Here is a 26,411-nt window from a genome sequence, read left to right as displayed (position 1 = left end):
TCATGGGCATCACCGTCAGCAATTTGCAGAAGCGCTTTGGCGACTTCACCGCCCTCGATAACGTCTCGCTCGACTTCCCGCCGGGCGAACTCGTCGCGCTGCTTGGGCCCTCCGGTTGTGGCAAGACCACGCTGCTGCGCGTGATCGCGGGTCTCGAATATGCCGATTCGGGCCAGGTCGTGCTCCAGGGCCAGGACGTGGGTGCGGCGGGCGCGCGTGAGCGTCAGGTGGGCTTCGTGTTCCAGCATTACGCACTGTTCCGTCACATGACCGTGTTCGAGAACGTGGCGTTCGGTCTGCGCGTGAAGCCGCGTGGTGAGCGTCCGTCCGAAGCGCAGATCCGCGAAAAGGTGCATGAACTGCTCAAGCTGGTCCAGCTCGACTGGCTCGCGCAGCGCTACCCGTCGGAGCTTTCGGGCGGCCAGCGCCAGCGTATCGCGCTGGCCCGCGCGCTCGCCGTGGAGCCGAAGGTGCTGCTGCTCGACGAGCCGTTCGGCGCGCTCGACGCCAAGGTGCGCAAGGAACTGCGCAGCTGGCTGCGCCGCCTGCACGACGATCTGCACATCTCGACGATCTTCGTCACGCACGATCAGGAAGAGGCACTGGAAGTGGCCGATCGCATCGTCGTGATGAATCATGGTCATGTGGAACAGGTCGGCAGCCCCCAGGACGTGTACGATCATCCCCAGACGTCGTTCGTCTACGAGTTCCTCGGCGCCGCGAACCGGCTGCGTGGTCGGGTGGCGGCGGGCGGTTTCGTCGCCGACGGCGCGGCGCAGCCGATCGCCGTCGAGGCGGCTTTCGAAGGCCCGGCGCTCGCCTACGTGCGGCCGCACGATATCGTGCTGCATCGCGACGCGTCGGATCATCGCGATGGCATCGTCGTCGATGTGCGTCGTGTGGTGACGCTGGGCGGGTCCGTGCGCGTGGAGCTGGAAAGCCGCACGGGCGGCGCGCTCGAAGCGCAACTCGACCGCGAGGCGTGGCGCTCGCTCAACCTCGCCGTGGGCGATGGCGTGACCGCCGTGCCGCGCGGGCTGCGCGTGTTTCCCGCGCAGTGAGCAGGCGACGCACAGTAACGAATTAACAATAACGAGCAGATAAAAAACAGGTCGGCAGTTCCGGAGAGAAGAACATGAATTTTCAGCAGTTGCGTTTTGTGCGCGAAGCCGTGCGGCAGAACATGAACCTGACCGAAGTGGCCAACGTGCTCTACACGTCGCAGTCGGGTGTCTCCAAGCAGATCAAGGATCTGGAGGATGAGCTTGGCGTCGATATTTTCATCCGTCGCGGCAAGCGCCTCACGGGCCTCACGGAGCCGGGCAAGGCCGTGCATCAGCTGATCGAGCGCATGTTGCTCGACGCCGAGAATCTGCGTCGCGTGGCGCGCCAGTTCGCCGATCAGGACAGCGGTCACCTCGTGGTGGCGACCACGCACACCCAGGCGCGCTACGCGCTGCCCAAGGTCGTGCACCAGTTCCGCGAAGTGTTCCCGAAGGTGCATCTCGCGCTGCGCCAGGGCAACCCGCAGCAGATCGCGCAGATGATCATCAACGGCGAGGCCGATATCGGCATCTCGACCGAAGCGCTCGACCGCTTCCCGGACATCGTGACCTTCCCGTGCTATTCGTGGCACCACACCGTGGTCGTGCCGAAGACGCACCCGCTGGTGGGCCGCGAAAATCTCACGCTCGAAGAGATCTCCGAGTATCCGATCATCACCTATGACCAGGACTTCACGGGCCGCTCGCACATCGACCAGGCGTTCGCGAAAGTGGGCGTGGTGCCCGACGTCGTGCTGACCGCGATCGACGCGGACGTGATCAAGACCTACGTCGAACTCGGCATGGGGATCGGCGTGGTGGCCGCGATGGCTTACGATCCGAAGCGCGATAGCGAACTCGTCGCGCTCGACACGCAGCATCTGTTCGAGGCGAGCACGACGCGCGTGGGTCTGCGCAAGGGCGCTTTCCTGCGTCAGTACGCGTACCGGCTCATCGAGATGTTTGCGCCCCAGCTCACCGAGCAGCAGATCGCGAGCCAGTTGCGCGAAGCGGTGTGAGTCTGAACGTGTGGTAACCGGCGGCACGCGTGCGTGCCGCCGTTGTCATTTCTGCACGGGCGTTCGCGAGTCATGGGCCTGCGTGTCACTCGCAGCGGGGTTTCCGCCAGATCGCAGCGCGCGGCGGATCGCTTAAAATCGCGGCCATGAATACTTCCTCCACGACCCAAACGACCCAGAGCGCGGCGCTGCCGCGCATCGCCGTGCTCGCCACCGGCGGCACCATCGCGGGCTCCGCGCCCGACGCGGCGAACACCGCCGGCTATCAGGCCGGCGTGATCGGCGTCGCGCAGTTGCTCGCAGCCGTGCCCGGCCTCGATGCCGTCGCGCAGATCCAGGCCGAGCAGGTCGCGAGCGTCGACAGCAAGGACATGTCGTTCGCGCTGTGGAGCACGCTCGCGCAGCGCGTGAACGCGTTGCTCGCGAGCGACGCGATCGACGGCGTCGTCATCACGCACGGCACCGATACGCTCGAAGAAACCGCCTACGTGCTGCACCTCACCGTGAAGAGCGCGAAGCCGGTCATCCTGACGGCGGCCATGCGGCCCGCGTCGGCGTTGTCGGCGGACGGTCCACTCAACCTGCTCAACGCCGTCACGCTAGCGGCAAGCGGCAAGGCGAGCGGGCAGGGCGTGCTGGTGGCGTTCAACAACCGCATCCATTGCGCGCGCGACGTCGCCAAGATCAGTACCTACGCGGTGGACGCCTTCCAGTCGCCCGAGATCGGCGCGCTGGGCTGGGTGCAGGATGGCCGCGTCGAATTCCAGCGGCGTGCGCTGCGCCCCCATACGGTCGATACGCCGTTCGATGCCAGCACACAGTGGCCGCAGGTGGAAATCGTGACGAGCTATGCAGGCGTGTCGCGCATCGCCGTCGACGCGCTGGTGAGCGCGGGCGTGCGCGGCATCGTCGTGGCGGGCACCGGCAACGGCTCGATCCACGCCACGCTGCAACAGGCGCTGAGCGACGCGGTGGCGCAGGGCATTGCCGTGGTGCGCGCGTCGCGCGTGGGCTCGGGTCACGTGATGCACAACGGCGCGGCGAAGGACGATGCGCTCGGTTTCGTGTCGGCGGGCACGCTCAGCCCGTTCAAGGCGCGCGTGCTGCTAATGCTCGCGCTCGCGGCGGGAACGAACGGGAAGGCGGAGTTGCAGCGCGTGTTCGATACGTACTGATCCCCCCGCGTTAAAAGCATCGAAGGGCCTTGCGCAGCGCATGCGCAAGGCCCTTTTCATTGTCGATGTGGTCCGTGATAAAGCAGGGGATGCCGCGATCCGACACGCGGACACCCGGCGACGACGTCTGACCGACCAAGGCTTCCCCGTCGTCGCCGGGTGCCGCTTGCGGACCCCACTGGCCGCTCTCAGCCCAGAGCGGCCCCGATTTGCCTCGCAGCGGTTGCCGCCGCCACGAAGCGCCCCACCTGCGGCCGTCGCGTGTGCGTATCGCGCCAGCCTGAATTCAATGTTTGTTGCGGCCTCTTGTCGGGTACGACTTCGAGAGGCGATGCGCACGGGCCCACGCGCGCATCGCATCGTCTGCTTTGCTACTGCGTTACGACATCAAACGCTCAAGCCGCCTTTGCCTGCGACTCCGGCGCTTCGGCGATTTCGAAATCCGCCATGATTTCCAGCGCGCGAATCATCGCCGAGTGATCCCATGCCTTGCCGCCGTTCGCGGCGCACACGCTGAAGAGTTGCTGCGCGCTTGCCGTGTGGGGCAGGGCGATGCCGAGCTTGCGTGCGCCATCGAGTGCGAGGTTCAGATCCTTCTGGTGCAACTCGATGCGGAAGCCCGGATTGAACGTGCGCTTGGTCATGCGCTCGCCGTGCACTTCGAGAATGCGCGACGACGCGAAGCCGCCCATCAGGGCCTTGCGTACACGCTCCGGATCGGCGCCCGAACGTGCCGCGAACAGCAGCGCTTCGGCCACGGCTTCGATGTTCAGCGCGACGATGATCTGGTTCGCGACCTTGGTGGTTTGACCTGCACCGTTGTCGCCGACGAGCGAGATGTTCTTGCCCATCAGATCGAACAGCGGCTTGGCCAGATCGAAGGACTTCTGCGGGCCGCCGACCATGATCGAGAGCGTGGCTTCGCGTGCGCCGACTTCGCCGCCCGAGACCGGCGCGTCGAGGTAATCGCAGCCGAGCGCGTTGATCTGCTTCGCGAACTGTTGCGTTTCCAGCGGCGAGATCGAGCTCATGTCGATCACGAGCTTGCCGGCCGAGAGACCCTTGGCGACGCCATCATCGGCGAACAGCACGTTCTGCACGTCGGGCGTGTCCGGCACCATCAGGATGATGATTTCCGACGCCTGCGCAACAGCGGTCGAATCGGCGACCACGGTGGTGCTCGTGCGCAGATCGTCCGGCACCGGATACTTGCCGTTCACGACGAGCGTATGGCCGCCCTTCTGAAGGTTGCGCGCCATGTGCGCGCCCATGATGCCGAGGCCGATAAAACCAATCTTTGCCATCTTGTGTGTCTCCGGTTGAGTCTAATGCGAGTCGAATGCGGTTCGATGTGTCGATGAATGCGCTACGCGAAATCAGGCCAGTTCGGCCGCGCGTTGCTGGGCGCCGCGCAACCAGCCCAGACCGTCGACGGTGGTCGTCTTCGGCTTGTACTCGCAGCCGACGTAGCCCTCGTAGCCGAGCGAATCGAGCAGATCGAACAGGAAGGGGTAGTTGATCTCGCCCGTGCCCGGCTCGTTGCGGCCCGGGTTGTCGGCGAGCTGGATGTGGGCAATCTTCGCGAACTGTTTCTTGATGGTCGCGGCCAGTTCGCCTTCCATGCGCTGCATGTGATAGATGTCGTACTGGAGGAACAGATTGTCCGAGCCGACCTTCTCGATCACGTCCAGCCCTTCCGCCGAGCGGTTCAGCGCGAAGCCCGGAATGTCGTAGCTATTGCACGGCTCGACCAGCAGGCGGATGCCTTCGCGCTTGAGTTCGCCCGCGGCGTAGCGCAGGTTATCGACGATGGTGGACAGCGCCGTGTCGCGGTCGATGCCGGCCGTCGGAATGCCGACGAGGCAGTTCAGTTGCGGCACCTTGAGCGCCTTCGCGTATTCGATCGCGCGGCCCACGCCTTCCTGGAACTCGCCACGGCGATCCGGCAGACAGGCGATGCCACGCTCGCCGCCTTCCCAGTTGCCGGCGGGCAGGTTGTGCAGCACGAGCTTGAGCTTGTTCGCTTCCAGGCGCTCGGCCAGCTCGGCAGCCTTGTACGGATAGGGGAACAGGAATTCGACGGCTTCGAAGCCCGCCTCGGCAGCCGCGGCAAAGCGGTCGAGGAACGGCACTTCGTTGAACAGCATGGTGAGATTCGCGGCGAATTTCGGCATGAGATGTCTCGCGGGGCGTCAGTGGATCGGTGGGTCAGTGGTTGGGCGCTTTTCGCGCGTCAGGGCTGCTGGGCGCGAAAAGCGAACCTTGCGGCTAGGTCAATCGTCAGGATTGCAGGCTGATTGCCGTGGGCGCGTGCTCGGGCTTCTCGGCGAGTTCTTCGAACTCGTTGATCGCGTCGATTTCGGTGCCCATCGAGATATTCGTCACGCGCTCGAGGATCACTTCAACCACCACCGGCACGCTGAACTCGGCGGCCATTGCCTGCGCCTGCTTGAGCGCCGGTTCGATCTCTTCCGGCTTGAACACGCGCAGCGCCTTGCAACCGAGGCCTTCGACCACGGTCTTGTGATCGACGCCATAGCCTTCCAGCTCCGGCGCGTTGATGTTGTCGAACGCAAGCTGCACGCAGAAGTCCATGTCGAACTGGCGTTGCGCCTGGCGGATCAGGCCCAGATACGAGTTGTTCACCAGCACGTGCACGTAGGGCAGCTTGAACTGCGCGCCCACGGCCAGTTCCTCGATCATGAACTGGAAGTCGTAGTCGCCCGACAGCGCCACGATGGGGCGCGACGGATCGGCTGCACGCACACCCAGCGCGGCCGGAATCGTCCAGCCGAGCGGGCCCGCCTGACCGCAGTTGATCCAGTTGCGCGCCTTGTAGACGTGCAGGAACTGCGCGCCCGCGATCTGCGACAGACCGATCGTGCTCACGTAGCAGGTGTCGCGGCCGAACACCTTGTTCATCTCTTCATAAACGCGCTGCGGCTTGATCGGCGCATTGTCGAAATGCGTCTTGCGATGCATCGTGGCCTTGCGCTGCTGGCAGTCCGCGACCCATGCGCTGCGATCCTTGAGCTTGCCCGCGGCCTTCCATTCCTGCGCCACTTCGACGAACAGTTCGAGTGCGGCCTTCGCGTCCGAGACGATGCCCAGATCGGGGCCGAACACGCGGCCGATCTGCGTCGGTTCGATATCGACGTGCACGAACTTGCGGCCCTTCGTGTAGACCTCGACGCTGCCCGTGTGGCGGTTGGCCCAACGGTTGCCGATACCGAGCACGAAGTCGGAGGCGAGCATCGTTGCGTTGCCGTAGCGGTGCGAGGTTTGCAGACCGACCATGCCGGCCATCAGCGGATGGTCGTCGGCAATCGCGCCCCACGACATCAGCGTCGGAATCACGGGCACGCCCACGATTTCCGCGAACTGCACGAGCAGGTCTTCAGCTGCGGCATTAAGCACGCCGCCGCCCGAGACGATCAGCGGCTTGTCGCTCGCGTTGAGCAGTTCGAGCGCGGCTTCGATCTGCTTGCGCGTGGCGCGCGGCTTGTAGACCGGCAGCGGCTCGTAGGTGTCGATGTCGAATTCGATTTCGGCGAGCTGCACGTCGATCGGCATGTCGACCAGCACCGGACCCGGACGGCCCGAGCGCATCAGGTGGAAGGCCTGCTGGAACACGCGCGGCACGAGCGCCGGTTCGCGCACCGTGACGGCCCACTTGGTCACCGGCTTGGCGATCGATTCGATATCGACGGCCTGGAAGTCTTCCTTGTAGAGACGCGCACGCGGCGCCTGACCCGTGATCGCGAGGATCGGAATCGAGTCGGCCTGGGCCGAATAGAGACCCGTGATCATGTCCGTGCCCGCCGGGCCCGAGGTGCCGATACACACGCCGATATTGCCCGGCTGCGCGCGGGTGTAGCCCTCGGCCATGTGCGAGGCGCCTTCGACGTGGCGCGCGAGCACGTGGGTGATGCTGCCGGCCTTCTTGAGCGCCGAGTAGAACGGATTGATGGCGGCGCCCGGCACGCCGAAGGCGGTATCGATGCCTTCTTTTTCGAGCACCAGCACGGCGGCGTCGACGGCTCTCATTTTGGCCATGAAATGTCTCCTGAATGTTCCAAATACCTGAATGGCGCGCTAGGAAAGCGCACATGGGATACAGCGCTTGTGGGTCACTTTAGGGGTGCACGAAAGGTTTGATAAGATGAGTCGAGGTCGTTTATTTCGAAACAAAAAGTATGGAATGACCGTGTGGCGGGGCCTCGCGCGCGCTGCACCCGAAAGGAAGGAGACAGGACATGGACCGCTTCAAGCAGATCGAGACCTTCGTGCGCGTCGCGGAGGCGGGCAGTCTCGCGGCGGCGGCGCTCGAGGAGGGCGTGTCGCCCGTGATCCTCGGGCGACGTATCGACGCGCTGGAAAAGCGCTTAGGCGTGAAGCTGATGTATCGCTCGACGCGGCGGCTCGTTGTGAGCGAAGAAGGGGGCGCGTTTCTGGAACGCTGCCGCGGTTTGCTGGCGGAATGGGAACAGGCCGAAAACGAGTTGTCGGCCGGGCGGCGGGTGGTGAACGGGCATCTGATCGTCTCGGCGCCGGCGGCCTTCGGGCGCAAGCACGTCGCGCCGCTCGCGCCCGAATTTCTTGTCGATAAGCCCGAGCTACAGCTGTCGTTCAACCTGACCGACCGCGTGGTCGATCTGGTGCGCGAGGGCTATGACCTGTCGATCCGTATCGGCGGATCCGTCGACCCGAACTTCGTCGCTGTGAAGCTGGCGACGAACCGCCGCGTGGTGTGCGGCACGCCCGAGTATTTCCGCAAGCATGGCCGGCCGAAGACGCTCGAAGATCTGCCCAGTCACAATTGCCTCGCCTTCAATCTGCAAGGCGGACAGAACCGGGGCTGGTATTTCCGGCGCAACGGCAAGCTCGCGACCGTGCGCGTGGGCGGCAATCTGGATTGCAACGACGGCGAGTTGCTGCACCGCTGGGTGACGGAAAGCCTGGGCCTGGGCTGGCGCTCGACCTGGGAGATCGACGCGCAACTCGCGCGTGGCGAACTGGAAACCGTGCTCGACGAATACGCGTTGCCCGATTACGACATTCTTGCCGTGTATCCGCAGCAGCGTTATGTGCCGGCCAAGGTGCGGTATTTCATCGACTATCTGAAAGAGGTGTATGCGCGGCCGGGGTACTGGAGCGGGGTGATTTGATCCGATGTTTGGGGACGTTGGCCGGGTGTTGTGCGCCTCACCTGGGCGGTCTGTCGTATCGGTTTTTCCGCGCACTCCTACCCGAATTATTTTTCGTTCTCGTGCACATCAAGCGGGAATAAACTGGCCGCAATCCGGGTATTGCCGGCGTGGGTGCACACCGCCGGTGTGGATGACAGACGTGCGGCACGAGGGGACGACGTGGGCCAAACCGCGAACCGGCAGCACGAAGACGACGCGCGCGATGCGAACGACGCACGGGACACTGCGGCGCTGAGCCGCCGTTTCCAGGCGCTGGCGCTGCCGCATCTCGACGCGGCTTATAACCTTGCGCGCTGGCTTTCGCGCAACCCCGGCGACGCCGAGGACATCGTGCAGGACGCGTTTCTGCGCGCGTTCCGCTTCTTCGACAGCTTTCGCGGCGACGACGCGCGGCCCTGGCTGCTCGCGATCGTGCGCCGTGTCTGGTACGACGAATGGCGGCGGCGCGCAGGCGCGCAAGAGGTGGCGCAATTCGACGAACTGCGCGACGACCTGCCGCCCGAAGGCTGGGAGACGGGCAGCGTCGATCCGCAGGCGCTCGCGATTCGCGCCGAGGACGCGCGACATGTCCACGAAGCGCTGCGGCGCCTGCCGGTGGAGTATCGCGAAGTGCTGGTGCTGCGTGAACTGGAAGAACTGGACTACCGCGAGATCGCCACGGTGATCGACGTGCCGATGGGCACGGTGATGTCGCGGCTCGCGCGTGCCCGCAAGCGTCTGGCGGTGCTATTGGCGGCGCAGGGCCACGGCGCGGCGTCGTGCAGCGCGGTTGCGCCGAAGGGCGGCAGCCCTGGCCGCAAGGAGAGCGACGATTTAGCAGTCGGGGGAAGTAGCAGTAAAGCTTGGAGACCATCCGGCCGGGGGCCTGACGGCCGGTTCCGCGAGGGGCCGGCCGTCGACGGCGGAGCGCATGAATCGCATGCGCAGGAACGCCCCGTCGGCCCACGCAACAAGGAGGCGCCCGATGAACTGTGACGAAGCGCGCCCGCTGGTCGACGCCAGCGTCGATCATGAATTGTCCGCCGCCGATGAATGGCGCGTGCGCGAGCACCTCGCTGGCTGCGTGCCGTGCCGTCGCGCCGTCGCGCAGGTCGAAGCCGTTTCCCGCATCACGCGTGAGGCGCCGTATCACCGCGCGCCGCAGGGGCTTGCCGCGCGCATCGTGGCAGCGTTGCCGCCTGCTGTGGCGCTTGATGTCGATGCGGCCGGTGTGGCCGGTGTGGCCAGGGAGCCCGCGCCGAATCGCGCAACACCGTCACGCGTCGGCGGATGGCTGAATGGATGGCGCGACTGGCTGCGACCGGGTGGGGGGGCGTACGGCGCATCGGGCCTCGCGTGGGCGGGCAGTGTCGTCTTGTTGCTGGGCGCGTTGGGCGTCGCGCTCACGATTCATCTGCGACCTCCCGCCGCCGGCGGTGCGTTCGTGGACGAACTGGTCGCGAGCCATATCCGCGCGCAGATCTCGGGCCGCGATATCGACGTGATCTCCACCGACCGCCATACCGTCAAGCCGTGGTTCAACGGTCGCATCGACTATGCGCCGCCGGTTGAGGACTTTGCCGCGCAAGGTTTTGCGCTGGTAGGCGGCCGGCTTGATTACGTGGGGCGCGAGCGTGTCGCGGTGCTGGTCTACCGCTTCCGCAAACATGTGATCGATCTGTACGTGTTCCCGCCGGGCGCGAGCGCGCCAACGCAGCAGACCGCGCCGCGCGCGGACGACGGTTACTCGCTCCTGCGCTGGCAGGCGGCCGGCATGACCTGGTGGGCGGTCACCGATGCGGGGCCGGATGCGCTGGTGGGCCTGCGGGCGGCGCTCGACGCGCGTCTGGCCGATGGCGCGCCGGGCACGGAGGCGCGCCCATAATCGCGGTGTCGATGCGCGAAAAGCGCCCGATTCGCCCGCAATCGCTCGGGCAGAGCCTGTCCATGCGACGCGCAAGTCCTTGAATCTACGCCCGAAACGGCGTGCGGGCCATCTATCCCAGTTGCGGGAATCGCTCATTCGCGCTAGACTCTTGGGCTTCTCACTTGCCGCACCGGTTCCGACGCCCGGGTGGCTTTAATCCATAAGTCAGCACAAGGAGTGAATATGCGTCATTACGAAATCGTATTTATCGTGCATCCCGATCAAAGCGAGCAAGTGCCCGCGATGATCGAGCGTTACAAGAGCACGATCACCTCGCACGGTGGCCAGATCCACCGCATCGAAGACTGGGGCCGTCGCCAACTGGCCTACATGATCGAGAAACTCGCGAAGGCTCACTACGTCTGCATGAACATCGAATGCGACCAGACCACGCTCGACGAACTGGAACACGCGTTCAAGTTCAACGACGCTGTTCTGCGTCACCTCATCGTCAAGATGAAGAAGGCCGAAACCGGCCCGTCGCCGATGATGAAGGAAGTGCAGCGCGAAGAAGCCAAGAAGGCGGCTGCCCAGCCGACCGAAGCGCAGGCTTAATAACACAAGCCATCAGGATTCGAGTACATCTGCGTGAACAGGCTGCAACTTACGGCTAGCGTCGTTGAACGCGAACCGGTGCGGTATACCCCCGCCGGCGTTCCGATTGCCAGCGTCACGTTGCAGCACCGCACGGAGGTCGTCGAAGCCGGGGTTCCCCGCTTCGTCGAACTCACGATGCCCGCGATGGCGGCCGGCAAGGCCTGCGGTCTGGTCGAAAGCTGCGAGTTGGGCGTGGAAGCGCTCTTCACCGGCTTTCTGGCGAAAAAGCACCGCAATGCGCGAACCCTGGTGTTTCACATCACAGAAATGCAAGGCACAGGAAAGGACTAATCATGCCCCGCCCGACTGGTAAGAAATTCGACAAGCGTCGTCAACAACAAAACCCGCTCTTCAAGCGCAAGAAGTTCTGCCGCTTCACGGCTGCAAACGTCGAACAGATCGACTACAAGGACCTCGACACGCTGAAGGACTTCATCGGCGAAAACGGCAAGATCACGCCGGCACGTCTGACGGGTACGAAGGCCCACTATCAGCGTCAGCTGGACACGGCTATCAAGCGCGCGCGTTTCCTCGCGCTGATGCCGTACACCGACCAGCACAAGGCCTAATAAGACGACGCGATAAGGAGTAATAGAATGCAGATCATTCTTCTGGAAAAAGTCGTCAACCTGGGTAACCTCGGCGACATCGTGAAGGTGAAGGACGGTTACGCACGTAACTTCCTGATCCCGAACAAGCAAGCACGCCGCGCAACGAAGGACGCAATCGCTGAATTCGAAGTCCGCCGCGCTGAACTCGAAAAGGCTGCTGCTGAAAAGCTGGCAGCGGCTCAAGCCGAAGGCGAAAAGCTGAACGGCCTGAGCGTCCAGATCGGCCAGAAGGCTGGTGTGGACGGCCGTCTGTTCGGTTCGGTCACGAACGCAGACATCGCAGCAGCACTCACGAAGCAAGGCTTCGCAGTGGAAAAGGCGCAAGTGCGTCTGCCGGAAGGCCCGCTGAAGATGGTTGGCGATCATCCGGTGCAGGTTTCGCTGCACACGGACGTTCTCGTCGACGTCACGGTGTCGGTGCTGGGCGAACACGCCTAAGCACGCTGGCGGTCCTCGCGGACCGCTTGCTCGCGCCGTTCTACGACGCAAAAAAACAAGAAAGGCAGGAGCCATCGGGCTTCTGCCTTTTTTATTGCGCGTGAAGCGGCGTCGTTGCCGTTGTTGCAATCCGGCACGATGTCTTTGCATGTTTCAAGCTTGTTTCGGCTGGTCCGATTGCCGATAATTGCCCTCCATGAACGCTCCGAAAGATCCCCAACTCGAGTCGCTGAAAGTCCCGCCGCATTCGATCGAAGCCGAGCAGTCCGTGCTTGGCGGCCTGCTGCTGGATAACGGCGCCTGGGACCGGATCGCCGACTTCCTCGCGCAAAGCGACTTCTACCGCTACGACCACCGCGTCATTTACGAGCACATTGGCCGCCTGATCGCGGCCTCGCGCCCGGCCGACGTGGTGACGGTGTACGAAGCGCTCGGCACCTCGGGCAAGGCCGACGACGTCGGCGGGCTGGCTTACCTGAACGCCCTCGCGCAGAACACGCCGAGCGCCGCGAATATCCGCCGCTACGCGGAAATCGTGCGCGACCGGGCGGTGCTGCGCCGACTCGTGTCGGTGGCCGACGAGATTTCGGCCGACGCCTTCAACCCGCAGGGCAAGGAAGTGCGCCAGTTGCTCGACGAGGCCGAGTCGAAGGTCTTCTCGATCGCCGAAGACGGCGCGCGCGGCACCCAGGGCTTCCTCGAAATCGGGCCGCTGCTCACGCAGGTGGTCGAGCGCATCGACACGCTCTATCACACGGCCAATCCGAGCGATGTGACGGGCACGCCCACGGGCTTCATCGACCTCGACCGCATGACCTCGGGCATGCACGGCGGCGAACTCATCATCGTGGCAGGGCGCCCTTCGATGGGTAAGACGGCGTTTTCGATGAACGTCGGCGAATACGTGGCCGTGGAATACGGTCTGCCAGTCGCCGTGTTTTCGATGGAAATGCCGGGCAACCAGCTCATCATGCGTATGCTGGGTTCGGTCGGTCGACTGGATCAGCACCGTATGCGTACCGGTCGCCTCACCGACGAAGATTGGCCCAAGCTCACGCACGCCGTGCAGAAAATGAGCGAGGCGCAAATCTTCATCGACGAAACCGGCGGCCTGAACCCGATGGAGTTGCGCTCGCGCGCGCGGCGTCTTTCGCGCCAGTGCGGCAAGCTCGGCCTCATCATCATCGACTACCTGCAGCTGATGAGCGGTTCGGGCGGCGGCGAAAACCGCGCAACCGAAATTTCTGAAATTTCGCGTTCGCTCAAGAGTCTCGCCAAGGAACTCGACGTGCCCGTGATCGCGCTCTCGCAGCTCAATCGCGGCCTCGAGCAGCGTCCCAACAAGCGTCCGGTGATGTCCGACCTGCGCGAATCGGGCGCAATCGAACAGGATGCCGACGTGATCCTGTTCATCTACCGCGACGAAGTCTACAACCCTGACAGCCCTGACAAGGGCACCGCCGAGATCATCATCGGCAAACAGCGTAACGGCCCGATCGGGCCCGTACGCCTCACGTTCCACGGTCAATACACGAAGTTCGATAATTTTGCGGGAGCGCAGAACTTCTACGGCGAATGACGTCGAGTCACGCCGGAATTTGACGTGGAGTCAAGCCGGAACCCACGCGCTTGCGCCATAGTGGCGCAAATGCCGCTTGGGTAGCCGGGGACAAGTGCGGCCTCCAGTCCGTAACGTTACAATATTGCCGTTTTATGACGGCTATCTTGCTGTTTTGTGACGGCAATTCGAGACCATTACCGGGATTCCAATGTTCGGTCGCTTTATGCCCACCGAGGGCAAGTTCTTCGAAATCTTCAACGCGCACGCGAAGTGCATCGTTTCCGCAAGCCGTGAGCTCGAGCTCGTGATCGACAATCTGGCTGACGCGGAAGTCCACAAACAGAATGTGCAGGCCGCCGAAAAGGCCGCCGACAAGCTCACGCACGAAGCGATTGACCTGCTGCACAAGACTTTCATCACGCCGCTCGATCGCGACGAGATCCACAAGCTGATCACGACGATGGACGACTGCCTCGACCTCATGGAGGACGTGGCCACCGCCATTTCGCTGTACGACGTGCAGTCGGTCACCGCCGAAGCGAGCCAGCTCGCGCACGTGGTCACGGCCACCGCCGAGCGCGTGCAGGCCGCCGTCGCGCTGCTCTCCGACATGAAGCAGGCGCGCGACATCCTCAAGGCCTGCGAGGACATCGACCGTCTGGAGTCGGATGCAGACCGCCTGCTGCGCGGTGCGATCTCCAAGCTCTTCCGCGAAGAAGACGATGTCAAGACCCTGATCAAGCTGAAGGCGATCTACGAACTGCTCGAAGCCATCACGGACAAGTGCGAGGATGTCGCGAACATCATCGAAGGCATCGTGCTAGAGAACGCCTGAGCGGACTACGATGCAATCGATACAACTCGCCCTCTGGGTGGTCGCCACGCTTGTGGCCATCGCCCTCATTTTCGACTTCATGAACGGCTTTCACGACGCGGCGAACTCCATCGCCACGGTCGTGTCCACGGGCGTCCTCAAGCCGCAACAGGCCGTGGCGTTCGCGGCCATGTTCAACGTGATCGCCTATTTCGTGTTCCACCTCAAGGTGGCGCAGACGGTGGGCAAGGGCACCATCGATCCCGATATCGTCGATCACTACGTGGTGTTCGGCGCACTGATGGGGGCGATCGGCTGGAACGTGCTCACGTGGTACTACGGTATTCCGTCGAGTTCGTCGCACGCGCTGATCGGCGGTCTGGTGGGCGCTGCGCTCGCCAAGTCGGGCTGGCATTCGCTGAACTTCGACGGCCTCATGAAGACCGTTGCGTTCATTTTCATCTCGCCGCTGCTCGGCTTTATCCTCGGCTCGTTCTTCATGCTGACGGTGTCGTGGCTGTATTTCCGCACGCCACCCAGCAAGGTGGACCGGCGCTTCCGGCGTTTGCAGCTGATTTCGGCCAGCCTCTATAGCCTTGGCCACGGCGGCAACGACGCGCAGAAGACCATCGGCATCATCTGGATGCTGCTGATTGCCACCGGTTACTCGGCGATCGGCTCGGATGCGCCGCCCATCTGGGTGATCGGCGGCTGCTATCTGTCGATGGGTATTGGCACGCTGTTCGGCGGCTGGCGCATCGTGCGCACGATGGGCCAGAAGATCACCAAGCTCAAGCCCGTCGGCGGTTTCTGCGCGGAAGCGGGTGGGGCGCTCACGCTCTTCACGGCTTCGTGGCTCGGCATTCCGGTGTCCACTACGCACACCATCACCGGCGCGATCGTCGGTGTGGGCGCGACGCAAAAACTCAGCGCGGTGCGCTGGGGTGTCGCCGGCAACATCGTCTGGGCCTGGGTGCTGACGATTCCGGCATCGGCCACGCTCGCGGCCGCGGCCTGGTGGCTGGGTCACCGCTTGCTGTAACGACCCGCTGACACTCACGTTGTACAAATGGCGCCCTCGGGCGCCATTTTCTTTTGCCGCTTCGCGAATCAGATGATGGGTGTGGCGCAACCGTCCATCGGCACGATTGCACCGGTTACGTAGCTGGCGCGGCGGCTCGCCAGAAAGAGCACGACATCCGCGATTTCCTCGGGTTTCGCGTAGCGTCCGAGCGGCACGCGAGCCTCGCCGCGCGCGAGCGCGTCCTCGGCGCTCACGCCTTCGCGTCCCGCTTCCAGTTGCAGCGCTTCCTGCAGGCGTTCGGTGAGCGTCGCGCCCGGATTGATCGCGTTGATGCGGATGCCGTAGCGCGCGTGATAGTGCGCGAGGCCAACCGTGGCGAGCATCAAGGCCGCGTTGGCCGCGCCGCCGGCGATATGGATGTCGCTCGCGAGCTTGCCGCCCATGCCGATGATGTTCACGATCGTGCCCGGTTCCTTCGCCTCGCCCGCTTTGACGCGCGCGACCATCCGGCGCAGCACTTCCTGCTGCGGGTAGATATAGGGGAAGTACTTCGCTTCCATCGTCGCCTTGAAGGCGTCGGCGTCGAGCGCTTCGGGGTCGTAGCGGCGCGCAGCGCCGGAGCTGTTCACCAGAATGTCGATCGCACCAACCGCCGAGGAGACTTCCTCGACCACGTCGGCGGCGCTATGCGGCTCGTGGAGGTCGGCGCGCGTGAGATGGACGTGCAGGCCTTCGCTTGCCAGTTGCTCGCGGGCACGTGCCAGATTGGCGGGGTCGCGCGAGACGATCGCGACGCGCGCGCCTTCCTTCGCGAATGCCCGGGCGCAGGCGAGGCCAATGCCCTTGCTGCCGCCCGTCACCAGAACCACCTTGTTGCTCAGTCCGAGATCCATCGCTGCCTCGCTGCGCGTGGGATTGAAAAAGTAATCGAAAACAGTACCAAAACCATAGCAGACGCAGCGGACGGGGGAAACCGCATTGGCCTGCGATGGCCTTTCGTTGGCCATCGGGATAAGGGCGGCAAGCGGGGCTGCGCCGGGCGGCGGCGCTCAGAACGCGCCGTTGGCGAAACGGGCGATGGGGTCGTCGCTGGACTGCGTGGGGGCGGGGGCGCTGCTGCCTGCGGTGGAGGCCCGCATGATCTGCACGGGCTGGGTGGTTTGCACGGGCATCGAGCCGGCCTGCGCGGCTTGTCGTTCGGCGGCGTTGGCGACGGGCGGCGGCGGCTCGAAAGCGTCGGCTGCTGCGTCGATGGCGTCGCGTGGGGTGTCGGCCGAGGCGGCAGGGGTGATTGCGCCGGCATCTCTAGCCTGCGTTTGCGCCGCGTTCAGGGCTTGCGGCGGCGGCTCGAAGGCATCGGCTGCCGACGGTGCGTTTGTTGCATAGGAAGGCGCCTGCACGGCTGTCAGGCGCCGCTGATCTGTGGTGGCCACGCGCGGTGCCGCCGAGGCAACTGGGGCGGCAGCAATGTAGGTATTGATCGCAGGTGCAACGGCTGGCGCGGCGGCCGCCACCGGCGCGCGCGGCGCAGGTGCGGAGGCATCCAGCGTCGGCGTATCGAACGGTGTCGGCGCGCGTTTCGCGGGTGCGAGTCGCCGGATGCCATCGAAATGCTTCGCCCAATATGGATTGGTCAGATAGTCGAGCCGGACGGTGCCGCCCGTCGAAGGCGCATTGACGAAGCGCAGCTTGCCCACGTAGATGCCCACATGCGAGTGCGGCCGTCCGGTGGTGTTGAAGAACACGAGGTCGCCCGCGGCGATCTGATCGGGCTCGATCGATTCGCCGCGCTGGCTCATGTCGAGCGTCGTGCGTGGCAGATCCTCGGAGGCCGCGCGCGCGAACACGTATTTCACGAGACCGCTGCAATCGAAGCCGCTGTCGGGGGTATTGCCGCCCCAACGATAGGGGATGCCGACGAGACCCATCGCCTGGATCGAGATTTCCTCGCGCCCGACGCTGTGATCGACGAAATTGGGGAAGCCGGGCGGTTTGGTACGCCACGCGTAGCCGGATTCCGTGCCGCCGCTGCGCGACACTCTCTGCGGCGCGCTCGAACACGCCGCCAGAAGGACTACGATCAGTAACGCAAGCCAGAGTCGCCGCATGAAAAGCAGATGACGCACGCGAGGCGCACGCCATTGGGGAAAACCGGTAATGCGCCGATGGTAGCCCGTCCGACAGGGCTTGGGCAAGAATTCCTCACAACTTACTTGAAGTTTGCGCGCCAACTGTTGCGATCGGGGCACGCATGCAAGCCCGCACCAATGAAAAAAGGACCGTATCCGGTTGCCCGGAAACGGTCCTTCTGGAGTCGTCCGGTGCTTCGAAAAGCACCGGATTCAGCCGTGTACGTCGCGTTACAGAATGTCCGACGCGTAATCGGCCAGACGGGAACGCTCGCCGCGCGCCAGCGTCACGTGGCCGCTATGCGCCCAGCCCTTGAAGCGGTCCACCACATAGGTGAGACCCGAGCTGCCTTCGGTCAGATACGGCGTGTCGATCTGCGCGATATTGCCCAGACACACGATCTTCGTGCCCGGACCCGCGCGCGTGACCAGCGTCTTCATCTGCTTCGGCGTCAGATTCTGCGCCTCGTCGATGATCAGATACTTGTCCACGAAGGTACGGCCGCGCATGAAGTTCATGCTCTTGACCTTCAGGCGCGAGCGGATCAGTTCCTGGGTCGCGGCGCGGCCCCATTCACCAGCGGCATCGTCGGTCTTCTGGAGCACTTCGAGGTTGTCGTCGAAGGCGCCCATCCACGGCTGCATCTTCTCCTCTTCGGTGCCCGGCAGGAAGCCGATGTCTTCGCCGACCGGCACCGTCGCACGCGTCACGATGATCTCGTTGTAGCGCTTGTCGTCGAGCACTTGAGCCAGACCCGCCGCGAGCGCCACGAGCGTCTTGCCGGTACCGGCCTGACCCAGCAGCGTGACGAAGTCGATCTCGGGGTTCATCAGCAGGTTCAGCGCGAAATTCTGCTCGCGGTTGCGCGCCGTGATCCCCCACACGTTGTTCTTGTGGTGGCCATAGTCGCGCAGCGTTTGCAGCAGCGCCGTCTTGCCGTTGAGCTCACGCACGATCGCGTGGAACGCCGGTTCGCCGTTCTGCGGTTCGAGATAGACGAACTCGTTGACGAGCATCGACAGGCACTCGGGGCCGGTCACGCGGTAATACGTGGTGCCGGTCTTGGTGTCCTGCCAGGACTCCATGCCCTTCGCGTGCTTGGTCCAGAAGTCCTGCGTCAGCGCACGGATGCCCGAGTAGAGCAGGTCCTTGTCTTCGAGAACCTGGTCGTTGAAATAGTCTTCCGCAGGCAGGCCGAGCGCATGCGCCTTGATGCGCATGTTGATGTCTTTCGACACCAGCACGACGAGGTGATCCGGCCGATCGCGCTGCAGCGCGCGCACCACGCCGAGAATCTGGTTGTCGGCCTTGCCTTCGGGCAGACCTTCGACGCGCTCGATATGCGTGAGCGTGGTCTGGAAGTACAGACGACCGAGCGCCTCACGGCTGCCCAGACGCGCAAGCGAAATGCCTTCCGAAATCGGTCCGGCGTTCGCCACCAGTTGATCGAGCGTGCGGCTCACCTGACGCGCGTTGCGCGCGACTTCCGACATGCCCTTCTTGTGGTTGTCGAGTTCTTCCAACGTCATCATCGGCAGATAGACGTCGTGCTCCTCGAAACGGAACAGGCAGGTCGGGTCGTGCATCAGCACGTTGGTGTCGAGCACGAAGAGTTTCTTCACCTCGGTGCTTTCTTCCGGGTGCACGCGTTTCTTCGTGGTGCCACGCGTGGCCGGCGCGGCGGCTGCGCCCGTGGCCTTGGCCGACGCGGGCTTGCTGCCGCTGCGCGCGACGGGCGCCGCCGGTGCCGCGGGTGCTTCGGTTTGCGGCTCTGCGTGGGCCTGCACGGGTTGCAGGAGCGCTGCGGTCTGTTGCTTGCGTTTGCGTGCCGGTGCGGGCGCTACGGGTTCGAGCGCGGCGAGTTCGGCGCTCGCGGAAGGCAGCGGCACCGTGCGCAGCGTGGTCGATGCGTTGGCGGCCGGCGTCATCGGGTCGGCGACGCTTTCCGCGCCAAAGTCGACATCGGCGGCGTCGTTCTCGCTCGCCGCTTTGCGCGTGCTGCGCGTCGTGCGCGCACGCGACTTGTATTCCTCGGGCGGCAGCAGGTTGCCGAGCTTGCTGGGGGGAGTAGGCAAAGGCATGGTGTCCCTCGAAAAATTCGGGTCGAGTGGTCCGGGGTTACCCAGTAAGGTGCGCTTTCGGGCGGCGCGAACGGTTTAGCCGGGTAGGCGTCCGCCGCGACCGCGCTGGGTGCGCGCTCAGGTCTGAAAATGCCGGTTCGCCTGGTCTTCGATCGGCTCCTTGACGTAGACGCGTGCCGGTTTGCCATGCCGGCGCGACGTTGTGGGTATGAAATCCGAAAAAACCAACAAAAAAGCCGCCGCCCCGGCTGACGAGGCAAGCGGCTTTACTGCTCTGATGACGCGTTGCACGAATGCGCCTGAACGGTCATCCAGTGACCGTTCGAAAGACCGCGAAAACGTGGCAGAACGCGACAAAATATGGGGTGGACAGGCACTCATTGCAGCCCAATATAACGCGCCTCAAAGCGCTTGTACAGCTGCCAGAACCTCGTCGACATGGCCCGGCACCTTGAGTCCGCGCCACTCCTGGCGCAGCACACCGTCGGCATCGATAAGGAACGTGGAGCGTTCGATTCCACGTACTTCTTTGCCATACATTTTCTTCATTTTGATGACGTTGAAGAGCGAGCAGAGCGCTTCGTCGCCATCCGATACCAAAGTAAACGGCAGTTCGAGCTTGGTCTTGAAGTTTTCGTGCGAACGCACGCTGTCGCGCGAGACACCGACGATGGTGGCGCCGGCTTTCTTGAACTTCGGAAAGAGGTCGCGAAATTCCATGCCTTCGCGGGTGCAGCCGGGCGTGTTGTCTTTCGGGTAGAAGTACAGCACGACCTTCTTGCCCTTCAGGCTCGACAGCGTGAAGTCGCCGCCGGTGGCGGGTGCGGTGAAATCGGGAACGGGTTGGTCGACTGCGATGGTCACGTCAGGCACGTGGCACTCCCTTTGTTATTGGCTGGCGATGCCGGGCGGGGGCCGAATCTGCGCGGGAGGGCGTCCTCGCGGGCATCGCCGCAACGGCGTGCCGCCCGGCGGGCGCGGGCGGCGGTTATCAGTCGGGCTGAACGATCAACTGGCCGGAACGGCCGGCGATCTCGCCCCAGGTGACAGGGTACGATGGGAGCGAATCCGGGTCCAGCGTCGCATGGTAATCGCCCATCGTGGCAAACGTGTGGCCCTGGGCGCGCCAGCCCGCGAGCAGTTGTTCGAATACCGGCGCGAGCTTCTGGCCTTCGAGCTCGGCGTGCAGCGTGAACACCTGGTCGTGCGGATTGTTCTCGGTGCGCTTGAGCATCCATGCGGCCACGGTGTCGATGTCCACACCGTCCACACCCAGCACTTCGTCGAGCGTGGGCAGCGTGGTGGGCATCTGCACGTGATTGAGCGTGCGGCCGTTCACGACCGGGCGATAGGGCGAATGCCCGCGCCCGTCCGAGGCGTACTGCATGCCCCAGGCGTCGATCTGCGCGAACGCCGCCTCGTTCATCTGCCAGCCCGCTGCGCCGTGCGTGACGGGCGGCATGCCGAAGATGCGCGTGAAGCGGTCATGGCTCTTTTGCATCTGACGCGCGGTCCACTGCGCGTCACGCATGCGCACGTTGTCCTGCCAGTACACGTGGTCCCACGTATGGATGCCGCATTCGAAGCCGGCTTCGTGGATCGCGCGCATTTCCGCGGCGGCTTCCACACCGATGTCGGGACCGGGCAGCAGCACGCCGTACATCAACTGCTTGACCCCGTAATGCTCGACCACCGAGGTGCGCGAAACCTTCTTCAGAAAGCCCGGACGGAACACGCGACGCAGCGCCCAGCCCGTATGGTCCGGGCCGAGGCTGAACAGGAACGTCGCGCGCGCCTTGTAGCGATCGAAGATACGCGCGAGATTCGGCACGCCTTCACGCGTGCCGCGCAGCGTGTCGACGTCGATTTTCAGGACGATGCGGGCCAAGTGGCGAAGTCCCGATCGTTACGCTTGCTGCTCGACGAGGGCGCGTGCCTCGGCGACATGGCCGCGGTACGCCTCGAAGATCTTGCGCAGCGCTTCGTCGAAGGTCGAGGTCGGCGCCCAGCCGAGTTCCTGCATCGTGTTCTCGATCTTCGGCACGCGGTTTTGCACGTCCTGATAGCCCGCACCGTAGTACGCGCCCGACGACGTTTCGACGAGTTGCACCTTCTTCGCCGTTTCCGCGTACTCGGGGAATTCGGCTGCGAGCGCCAGCATCTTGTGCGCGAGTTCGCGCACCGAGAAGTTGTTGGTCGGGTTGCCGATGTTGTAGATCTTGCCCGAGGCGACGCCGTCCTTGTTGTCGATGATCTTCATCAGCGCTTCGATGCCGTCGTCGATGTCGGTGAACGCGCGCTTTTGCGCACCGCCGTCGACGAGGCTGATGTTCTCGCCGCGCACGATGTGGCCGAGGAACTGCGTCACGACGCGCGAGCTGCCTTCCTTCGGCGTGTAGATCGAGTCGAGGCCCGGGCCGATCCAGTTGAACGGACGGAACAGCGTGAAGTTCAGGCCTTCCATGCCGTAGCCCCAGATCACGCGGTCCATCAACTGCTTCGAGCACGCGTAGATCCAGCGCGGCTTGTTGATCGGGCCGTAGGTGAGGGCGGAGTTGTCCGGATCGAACTGCTCGTCCGAGCACATGCCGTAGACCTCGGAGGTCGAGGGGAACACGAGGTGCTTGCCGTACTTGACGGCCGAACGCACGATCGGCAGGTTCGCCTCGAAGTCGAGTTCGAACACGCGCAGCGGTTGCTGAACGTAGGTGGCGGGCGTGGCGATCGCGACGAGGGGAAGGATCACGTCGCACTTCTTGACGTGGTACTCGACCCATTCCTTGTTGATCGTGATGTCGCCTTCGAAGAAGTGCATGCGCTCATGCTTGACCAGATCGCCGAGGCGATCCGTCTGCATGTCCATGCCGAACACTTCCCAGTTCGTGGTCTCGAGGATGCGCTTGGACAGGTGATGGCCGATAAAGCCATTGACACCCAGGATCAGAACTTTTTTCATGGACGAGGGACAGATGAAATGAGGTCGGAGAACGCGGCAGGCGTGACGACGGTCTCTTGACCGCCTTGTGTCTGGCTCGGCGCATGCCGCAGTTCGTGGATCGCGATGGCGCGGCCGTCGCCGCAGAGGGCGAAAAGCGCATTATCGCTTACGTGGATGCCCGCGGGCAATCCGGCGAGGGCGCGCACCTGTTCGGCTTCGCGCGTACCCGGGCGCACGAGGCGCGCGCGGGCGATCACGAAGCGATGCGCGCCGATATCGGTGAACGCGCCCGGATACGGCGGCGCGACGGCGCGAATCAGGTTATAGACGTCCTGCGCGCTGTGCGAAAAATCGAGGCGTCCGTCTTCGGGCTTGCGGCCGCCGAAGTAGCTGCCGTGTGCGAGATCGTTCGGCAGATGCGGCGCCTCGCCCGCGATCAGCGCGGGCAGCACGCGCCACAGCGTCTGCTCGGCGGCTACTGTCACCTTGTCGAAGACCATCGCGGCGGTGTCGTCGGGCAGGATCGGCACCGGCGTCTGCGCGATGATCGCGCCCGCGTCGGGCTTGGCGGCCATTTCATGCAGCGTCGCGCCGGTCTCGGTTTCGCCCTTGATGACGGCCCAGTTGGTGGGCACGCGGCCACGATACTTCGGCAGCAGCGAGCCGTGCATGTTGTACGCGCCGCGCGCGGCCAGCGCGAGCAGATCCACCGGCAGCATGTGGCGGTAGTAGAACGAGAAGATGAAGTCGGGCTGCGCGGCGGACACCGCGGCGCGCAGTTCCGCGCTCTTCGGGTCGGCGGGCGTGACGACTTCGATGCCGTGCTCCTGCGCCACCGACTTCACGCTGCCGAACCAGATGTTCTCGGTCGGACTGTCTTCGTGCGTGACGACCAGCGCCACGTCCACGCCGCGCGCAAGCAGCACCTGGAGGCAGCGCACGCCGACATTGTGATACGCGAAGACGACTGCGCGCGGTTTCATGATTGCGCTCCGGACTGGGCGTTCGAGTTGCTGGGGTTGCCGATCGAGAGCGACGCCTGCACGCCCTGGACGACGTCCTGGCGGGGCACGTCGACGACGGCGCGGCCGTTGCGCTCTTCGAGGATCGTCTGCACGAGATAGCGCGGACGCGCGCGCACCTGCTGATAGATGCGGCCGATGTACTCGCCGAGCAGCCCCAGCGCGAAGATGATCACGCCGAGCATGAAGAACGTGATGGCGAACAGCGTGAACACACCCTGGACTTCGGCGCCCAGCACGAAGCGGCGAATCAGCAGCAGCAGGAACAGGCCCGCCGATCCCAGCGACAGAATCACGCCAATGAACGACAGCCACTGCAACGGCACGACCGAAAAACCGGTCACGAGGTCGAAGTTCAGACGGATGAGGCTATAGAGCGAATACTTCGATTCGCCCGCAAAGCGCTCTTCGTGCGCGACGTCGACCTCGACCGGATTCTGCGCGAACGTGTAGGCGAGCGCGGGAATGAAGGTGTTGATCTCGCCGCAGCGATTGATCGTATCGATGATGTGGCGGTTGTAGGCGCGCAGCATGCAGCCCTGGTCCGTCATCTTGATACGCGTGATGCGCTCGCGCAGACGGTTCATCATCTGCGAGGCCTTGCGGCGCCACAGGCTGTCCTGGCGCTGCATGCGGATGGTGCCGACGTAGTCGTAGCCTTCACGCATCTTCTCGACCAGCTTGCCGATTTCCTCGGGCGGATTTTGCAGGTCGGCGTCGAGCGTGATGACGATCTCGCCGCGCGATTGCTCGAAGCCCGCGAGGATCGCCATGTGCTGGCCGTAGTTGCCGTTGAGCAGGATCGCGCGCGTGGTGTCGGGGCGCGCGCGGAACTGCTCGGCGAGCATCGCAGCCGAGCGGTCGCGGCTGCCGTCGTTGATGAAGATGACTTCGTACGAGGTCCCGAGCTTGTCGAGCGCCGGATAGAGGCGCTCGAACAGCGCCTTCAGGCCGGCTTCCTCGTTGTAGACCGGAATGATGACCGAGACTTCCGGCGTTTCCGGGGTCAAGGTGCGTTGTTCCGTTTGACTCATGTGTGCGTCTTTTCCGTTGGGGTGAGGCGTGTTGCGCGACAGTGTAGGGGCAGCCGGGCGGGCGCGATTGGCCGAACAGCGCCCGCACTGTGTCGATATTTACTTCGCGTACTGCGTGCAGATGTCGTCGATCGCGCGGCACACGCGCGCTACATCCGCGAAGCTCATCAGCGTGTAGAGCGGCAGCGTGAGCGTGGTCTCGCCGAGGCGCTCGGCGTGCGGGAACATGCCCGCCTTGAAACCGCGCTCGCGGTAGAGCGTGAACAGGTGAATGGCCGGGTAGTGCACGCCTGAGCCGATGCCGCGCTCCTTGAGCTGTTCCATGAAACCGGCGCGGCTGATCGTGAGCTTCTCCAGCGGCAGCGTGATCTGGAACATGTGCCAGTTGCTGTTGGTCATGTCCGCCACCGGCAGACCCACGCCCAGCTTCACGGCGGCGCTGCCCTCGAAGCCCGTGAAGTAGGCATGCGCGAGCTTGCGGCGTTGCTCCGTGAAGCGCTCGATGTGCTTGAGCTGGCCAAGGCCCACGCGCGCCGCGACATCCGTGAGATTGTACTTGCCGCCGAGCACGTCGCAGTCCATGCCGTCGTAGCCCGTGCGGGTGATGCCTTGCAGGCGGTACTTGCGGGCCAGTTCGGCTTCGTCCTCGTTATTGAGCACGAGCGCGCCGCCTTCGATCGCCGTCAGGTTCTTGTTGGCGTGGAAGCTGAACGAGACGATGTCGCCGATCGCGCCGATGCGCTTGCCGTTCCAGCTCGAACCGAACGCCTGGGCGGCGTCCTCGATCACGCGCAGCTTGTGCTGGCGGGCGATCGCGTAGAGGCGGTCCATGTCCACCGGCAGGCCGGTGAGGAACACGGGGATGATCGCTTTGGTCTTCGGCGTGATGGCGGCTTCGAGCTTGTCGAGGTCGATGTTGCGCGTAATGGGGTCGATGTCGGCGAACACGGGCGTCGCGCCGACTTCGTAAATCACGTTGCTGGTGGACACCCACGAGGCCGGCGTCGTGATGACCTCGTCGCCGGGACCGACGCCCGCGATGCGCAGGCCGATTTCCAGCGTCGCCGTGCCCGAGTTGAAGGTACGCACCGGACGCCCGCCGCAGTATTCGGAGAGCGCGGCCTCGAAGGCCTGATTCTGCGGGCCGGTGGTGATCCAGCCCGAGCGCAGCACGTCGACGACGCCCGCGATGGTTTCTTCGTCGATTTCGGGCTTTACGAACGGCAGGAACGGAGCGGGTGACTGGGTCATGAGTGCTTTTTGGGTCAGAACGTCAGGGGTAGTCGAAAGCCGTACGAAAGCCGGGTGGGTTATCGGCGGCGTTCGCGTGAGACTCAAGGCGGCTTGGTGCGTCGTAAGGTGCCTGGAGCCTGCTGGATGACTGCTTATGAAACGCTGGCGCAGTGTGTTGCCGTGCGCGCGTGAGGTTAGCTGCGCGCGAGCACAACCACGCCGATCAGGATGATGCCGATGCCGACGAGGCGCTGGATGCTGAGCACTTCACCGAACAGATACCACGCCGCGAACGCGTTGACCACGTAGCCGAGCGAGAGCATCGGATAGGCGATGGAGACGTCCACGCGCGACAGGCCGACGATCCACACGACCACGCTGAACACATAGCAGGTCAGGCCGCCGATGATCGGCAACTGGGTGGCGAGCTTCCAGCCGATGGGCAGGATGTTCGCACGGGTGAATTCGAAGTGTCCAACGCCATTGACACCGGCCTTGAGCAACAGTTGCGCGCAGGCGTTCAGGCCGACGCCGGCGAGGATACAGATCAGGGAAATCGGATTCATCGTTTCGGA

Annotated in this window: 27 protein-coding genes; 13 read left to right on the top strand and 14 right to left on the bottom strand. The window is 64.1% G+C overall.

The window, feature by feature from the left end; genetic code table 11:
- Nucleotides 1-2 precede the first annotated feature (2 nt).
- The 3 genes from U5782_RS26320 (at nt 3) to U5782_RS26310 (ending at nt 3,237) form a co-directional block, all read left to right on the top strand.
- Complete coding sequence (locus tag U5782_RS26320; RefSeq protein ID WP_322046826.1) at nt 3-1,061, top strand: sulfate ABC transporter ATP-binding protein; 1,059 nt, start codon at nt 3-5, stop codon at nt 1,059-1,061.
- Between the two features lie 74 nt (nt 1,062-1,135).
- Nucleotides 1,136-2,062 carry a CysB family HTH-type transcriptional regulator gene (locus tag U5782_RS26315; protein WP_322046825.1) on the top strand — a complete coding sequence of 309 codons (927 nt, stop codon included), beginning with the start codon at nt 1,136-1,138 and terminating at the stop codon, nt 2,060-2,062.
- A 146-nt stretch (nt 2,063-2,208) separates the two neighbouring features.
- Nucleotides 2,209-3,237 (top strand): asparaginase, encoded by a 1,029-nt coding sequence (locus tag U5782_RS26310; protein WP_322046824.1) that lies wholly within the window; start codon nt 2,209-2,211, stop codon nt 3,235-3,237.
- Between the two features lie 395 nt (nt 3,238-3,632).
- Here U5782_RS26310 and U5782_RS26305 read toward each other — a convergent pair whose 3' ends face one another.
- From U5782_RS26305 to gcl, 3 genes are all read right to left on the bottom strand, one after another.
- A complete protein-coding gene (locus tag U5782_RS26305) occupies nt 3,633-4,541 on the bottom strand; it encodes a 2-hydroxy-3-oxopropionate reductase (RefSeq protein WP_322046823.1) in 909 nt (302 codons plus the stop codon).
- 72 nt (nt 4,542-4,613) lie between these two features.
- Nucleotides 4,614-5,411 carry a hydroxypyruvate isomerase gene (hyi, locus tag U5782_RS26300; protein ID WP_322046822.1) on the bottom strand — a complete coding sequence of 266 codons (798 nt, stop codon included), beginning with the start codon at nt 5,409-5,411 and terminating at the stop codon, nt 4,614-4,616.
- A gap of 106 nt (nt 5,412-5,517) precedes the next feature.
- Nucleotides 5,518-7,293, bottom strand: coding sequence for a glyoxylate carboligase (gene gcl, locus U5782_RS26295; RefSeq protein ID WP_322046821.1), 1,776 nt, complete (start codon nt 7,291-7,293; stop codon nt 5,518-5,520).
- Between the two features lie 200 nt (nt 7,294-7,493).
- Between gcl and U5782_RS26290 the strand changes: the two genes are divergently transcribed.
- From U5782_RS26290 to U5782_RS26245, 10 genes are all read left to right on the top strand, one after another.
- Nucleotides 7,494-8,405: a substrate binding domain-containing protein gene (locus U5782_RS26290; RefSeq protein ID WP_322046820.1), complete on the top strand. Its 912-nt coding sequence runs from the start codon at nt 7,494-7,496 to the stop codon at nt 8,403-8,405.
- A gap of 201 nt (nt 8,406-8,606) precedes the next feature.
- A complete protein-coding gene (locus U5782_RS26285) occupies nt 8,607-9,422 on the top strand; it encodes an RNA polymerase sigma factor (RefSeq protein WP_415914413.1) in 816 nt (271 codons plus the stop codon).
- Nucleotides 9,412-10,311, top strand: a complete 900-nt coding sequence (locus U5782_RS26280) for a zf-HC2 domain-containing protein (protein ID WP_322046819.1) — start codon at nt 9,412-9,414, stop codon at nt 10,309-10,311. The genes U5782_RS26285 and U5782_RS26280 overlap by 11 nt, the downstream gene beginning before the upstream one ends.
- Before the next feature lie 225 nt (nt 10,312-10,536).
- Nucleotides 10,537-10,908, top strand: a complete 372-nt coding sequence (rpsF, locus tag U5782_RS26275) for a 30S ribosomal protein S6 (RefSeq protein WP_027818337.1) — start codon at nt 10,537-10,539, stop codon at nt 10,906-10,908.
- A 33-nt stretch (nt 10,909-10,941) separates the two neighbouring features.
- Nucleotides 10,942-11,241, top strand: coding sequence for a primosomal replication protein N (priB, locus tag U5782_RS26270; RefSeq protein ID WP_322046818.1), 300 nt, complete (start codon nt 10,942-10,944; stop codon nt 11,239-11,241).
- Nucleotides 11,242-11,243: 2 nt separating this feature from the next.
- Nucleotides 11,244-11,519, top strand: coding sequence for a 30S ribosomal protein S18 (gene rpsR, locus U5782_RS26265; RefSeq protein WP_027797225.1), 276 nt, complete (start codon nt 11,244-11,246; stop codon nt 11,517-11,519).
- 27 nt (nt 11,520-11,546) lie between these two features.
- Nucleotides 11,547-11,999, top strand: coding sequence for a 50S ribosomal protein L9 (gene rplI / locus U5782_RS26260; RefSeq protein ID WP_322046817.1), 453 nt, complete (start codon nt 11,547-11,549; stop codon nt 11,997-11,999).
- A gap of 196 nt (nt 12,000-12,195) precedes the next feature.
- Nucleotides 12,196-13,578: a replicative DNA helicase gene (locus U5782_RS26255; protein WP_322046816.1), complete on the top strand. Its 1,383-nt coding sequence runs from the start codon at nt 12,196-12,198 to the stop codon at nt 13,576-13,578.
- Nucleotides 13,579-13,768: 190 nt separating this feature from the next.
- Nucleotides 13,769-14,395: a DUF47 domain-containing protein gene (locus tag U5782_RS26250; protein WP_322046815.1), complete on the top strand. Its 627-nt coding sequence runs from the start codon at nt 13,769-13,771 to the stop codon at nt 14,393-14,395.
- A 10-nt stretch (nt 14,396-14,405) separates the two neighbouring features.
- Nucleotides 14,406-15,416, top strand: coding sequence for an inorganic phosphate transporter (locus U5782_RS26245; protein ID WP_322046814.1), 1,011 nt, complete (start codon nt 14,406-14,408; stop codon nt 15,414-15,416).
- A gap of 68 nt (nt 15,417-15,484) precedes the next feature.
- Here the strand turns inward: U5782_RS26245 and U5782_RS26240 are convergent, their stop codons facing one another.
- The 11 genes from U5782_RS26240 to U5782_RS26190 all read right to left on the bottom strand — a co-directional run bounded on the left by U5782_RS26240 (nt 15,485) and on the right by U5782_RS26190 (nt 26,402).
- A complete protein-coding gene (locus tag U5782_RS26240) occupies nt 15,485-16,291 on the bottom strand; it encodes an SDR family NAD(P)-dependent oxidoreductase (protein ID WP_322046813.1) in 807 nt (268 codons plus the stop codon).
- Nucleotides 16,292-16,447: 156 nt separating this feature from the next.
- Nucleotides 16,448-17,506 (bottom strand): C40 family peptidase, encoded by a 1,059-nt coding sequence (locus U5782_RS26235; RefSeq protein WP_322046915.1) that lies wholly within the window; start codon nt 17,504-17,506, stop codon nt 16,448-16,450.
- A 252-nt stretch (nt 17,507-17,758) separates the two neighbouring features.
- Complete coding sequence (locus U5782_RS26230) at nt 17,759-19,609, bottom strand: PhoH family protein (protein WP_322046812.1); 1,851 nt, start codon at nt 19,607-19,609, stop codon at nt 17,759-17,761.
- A gap of 117 nt (nt 19,610-19,726) precedes the next feature.
- Nucleotides 19,727-19,900, bottom strand: coding sequence for a hypothetical protein (locus U5782_RS26225; RefSeq protein WP_322046811.1), 174 nt, complete (start codon nt 19,898-19,900; stop codon nt 19,727-19,729).
- 111 nt (nt 19,901-20,011) lie between these two features.
- Nucleotides 20,012-20,473, bottom strand: a complete 462-nt coding sequence (locus tag U5782_RS26220; RefSeq protein WP_322046914.1) for a peroxiredoxin — start codon at nt 20,471-20,473, stop codon at nt 20,012-20,014.
- Nucleotides 20,474-20,600: 127 nt separating this feature from the next.
- Nucleotides 20,601-21,497, bottom strand: a complete 897-nt coding sequence (locus U5782_RS26215) for a polysaccharide deacetylase family protein (RefSeq protein ID WP_322046810.1) — start codon at nt 21,495-21,497, stop codon at nt 20,601-20,603.
- A gap of 18 nt (nt 21,498-21,515) precedes the next feature.
- Complete coding sequence (locus U5782_RS26210) at nt 21,516-22,565, bottom strand: bifunctional UDP-4-keto-pentose/UDP-xylose synthase (protein WP_322046809.1); 1,050 nt, start codon at nt 22,563-22,565, stop codon at nt 21,516-21,518.
- Complete coding sequence (locus U5782_RS26205; protein WP_322046808.1) at nt 22,562-23,530, bottom strand: formyltransferase; 969 nt, start codon at nt 23,528-23,530, stop codon at nt 22,562-22,564. Before U5782_RS26205 ends, U5782_RS26210 begins: the two co-directional genes overlap by 4 nt.
- Entirely contained in the window at nt 23,527-24,603 is a 1,077-nt protein-coding gene (locus U5782_RS26200; protein ID WP_322046807.1) for a glycosyltransferase, read from the bottom strand. Before U5782_RS26200 ends, U5782_RS26205 begins: the two co-directional genes overlap by 4 nt.
- A gap of 99 nt (nt 24,604-24,702) precedes the next feature.
- The gene (locus U5782_RS26195) at nt 24,703-25,854 is read right to left on the bottom strand and encodes a DegT/DnrJ/EryC1/StrS aminotransferase family protein (RefSeq protein ID WP_322046806.1); all 1,152 of its coding nucleotides are present in this window, start codon (nt 25,852-25,854) and stop codon (nt 24,703-24,705) included.
- Between the two features lie 176 nt (nt 25,855-26,030).
- Nucleotides 26,031-26,402 carry an SMR family transporter gene (locus U5782_RS26190; RefSeq protein ID WP_027818352.1) on the bottom strand — a complete coding sequence of 124 codons (372 nt, stop codon included), beginning with the start codon at nt 26,400-26,402 and terminating at the stop codon, nt 26,031-26,033.
- Nucleotides 26,403-26,411: the final 9 nt, after the last annotated feature.

Source organism: Paraburkholderia sp. J67, from assembly GCF_905220265.1.
In the GTDB taxonomy this organism is placed as follows: Bacteria; Pseudomonadota; Gammaproteobacteria; order Burkholderiales; family Burkholderiaceae; genus Paraburkholderia.
This window is presented reverse-complemented; position numbering and strand designations above follow the sequence as displayed.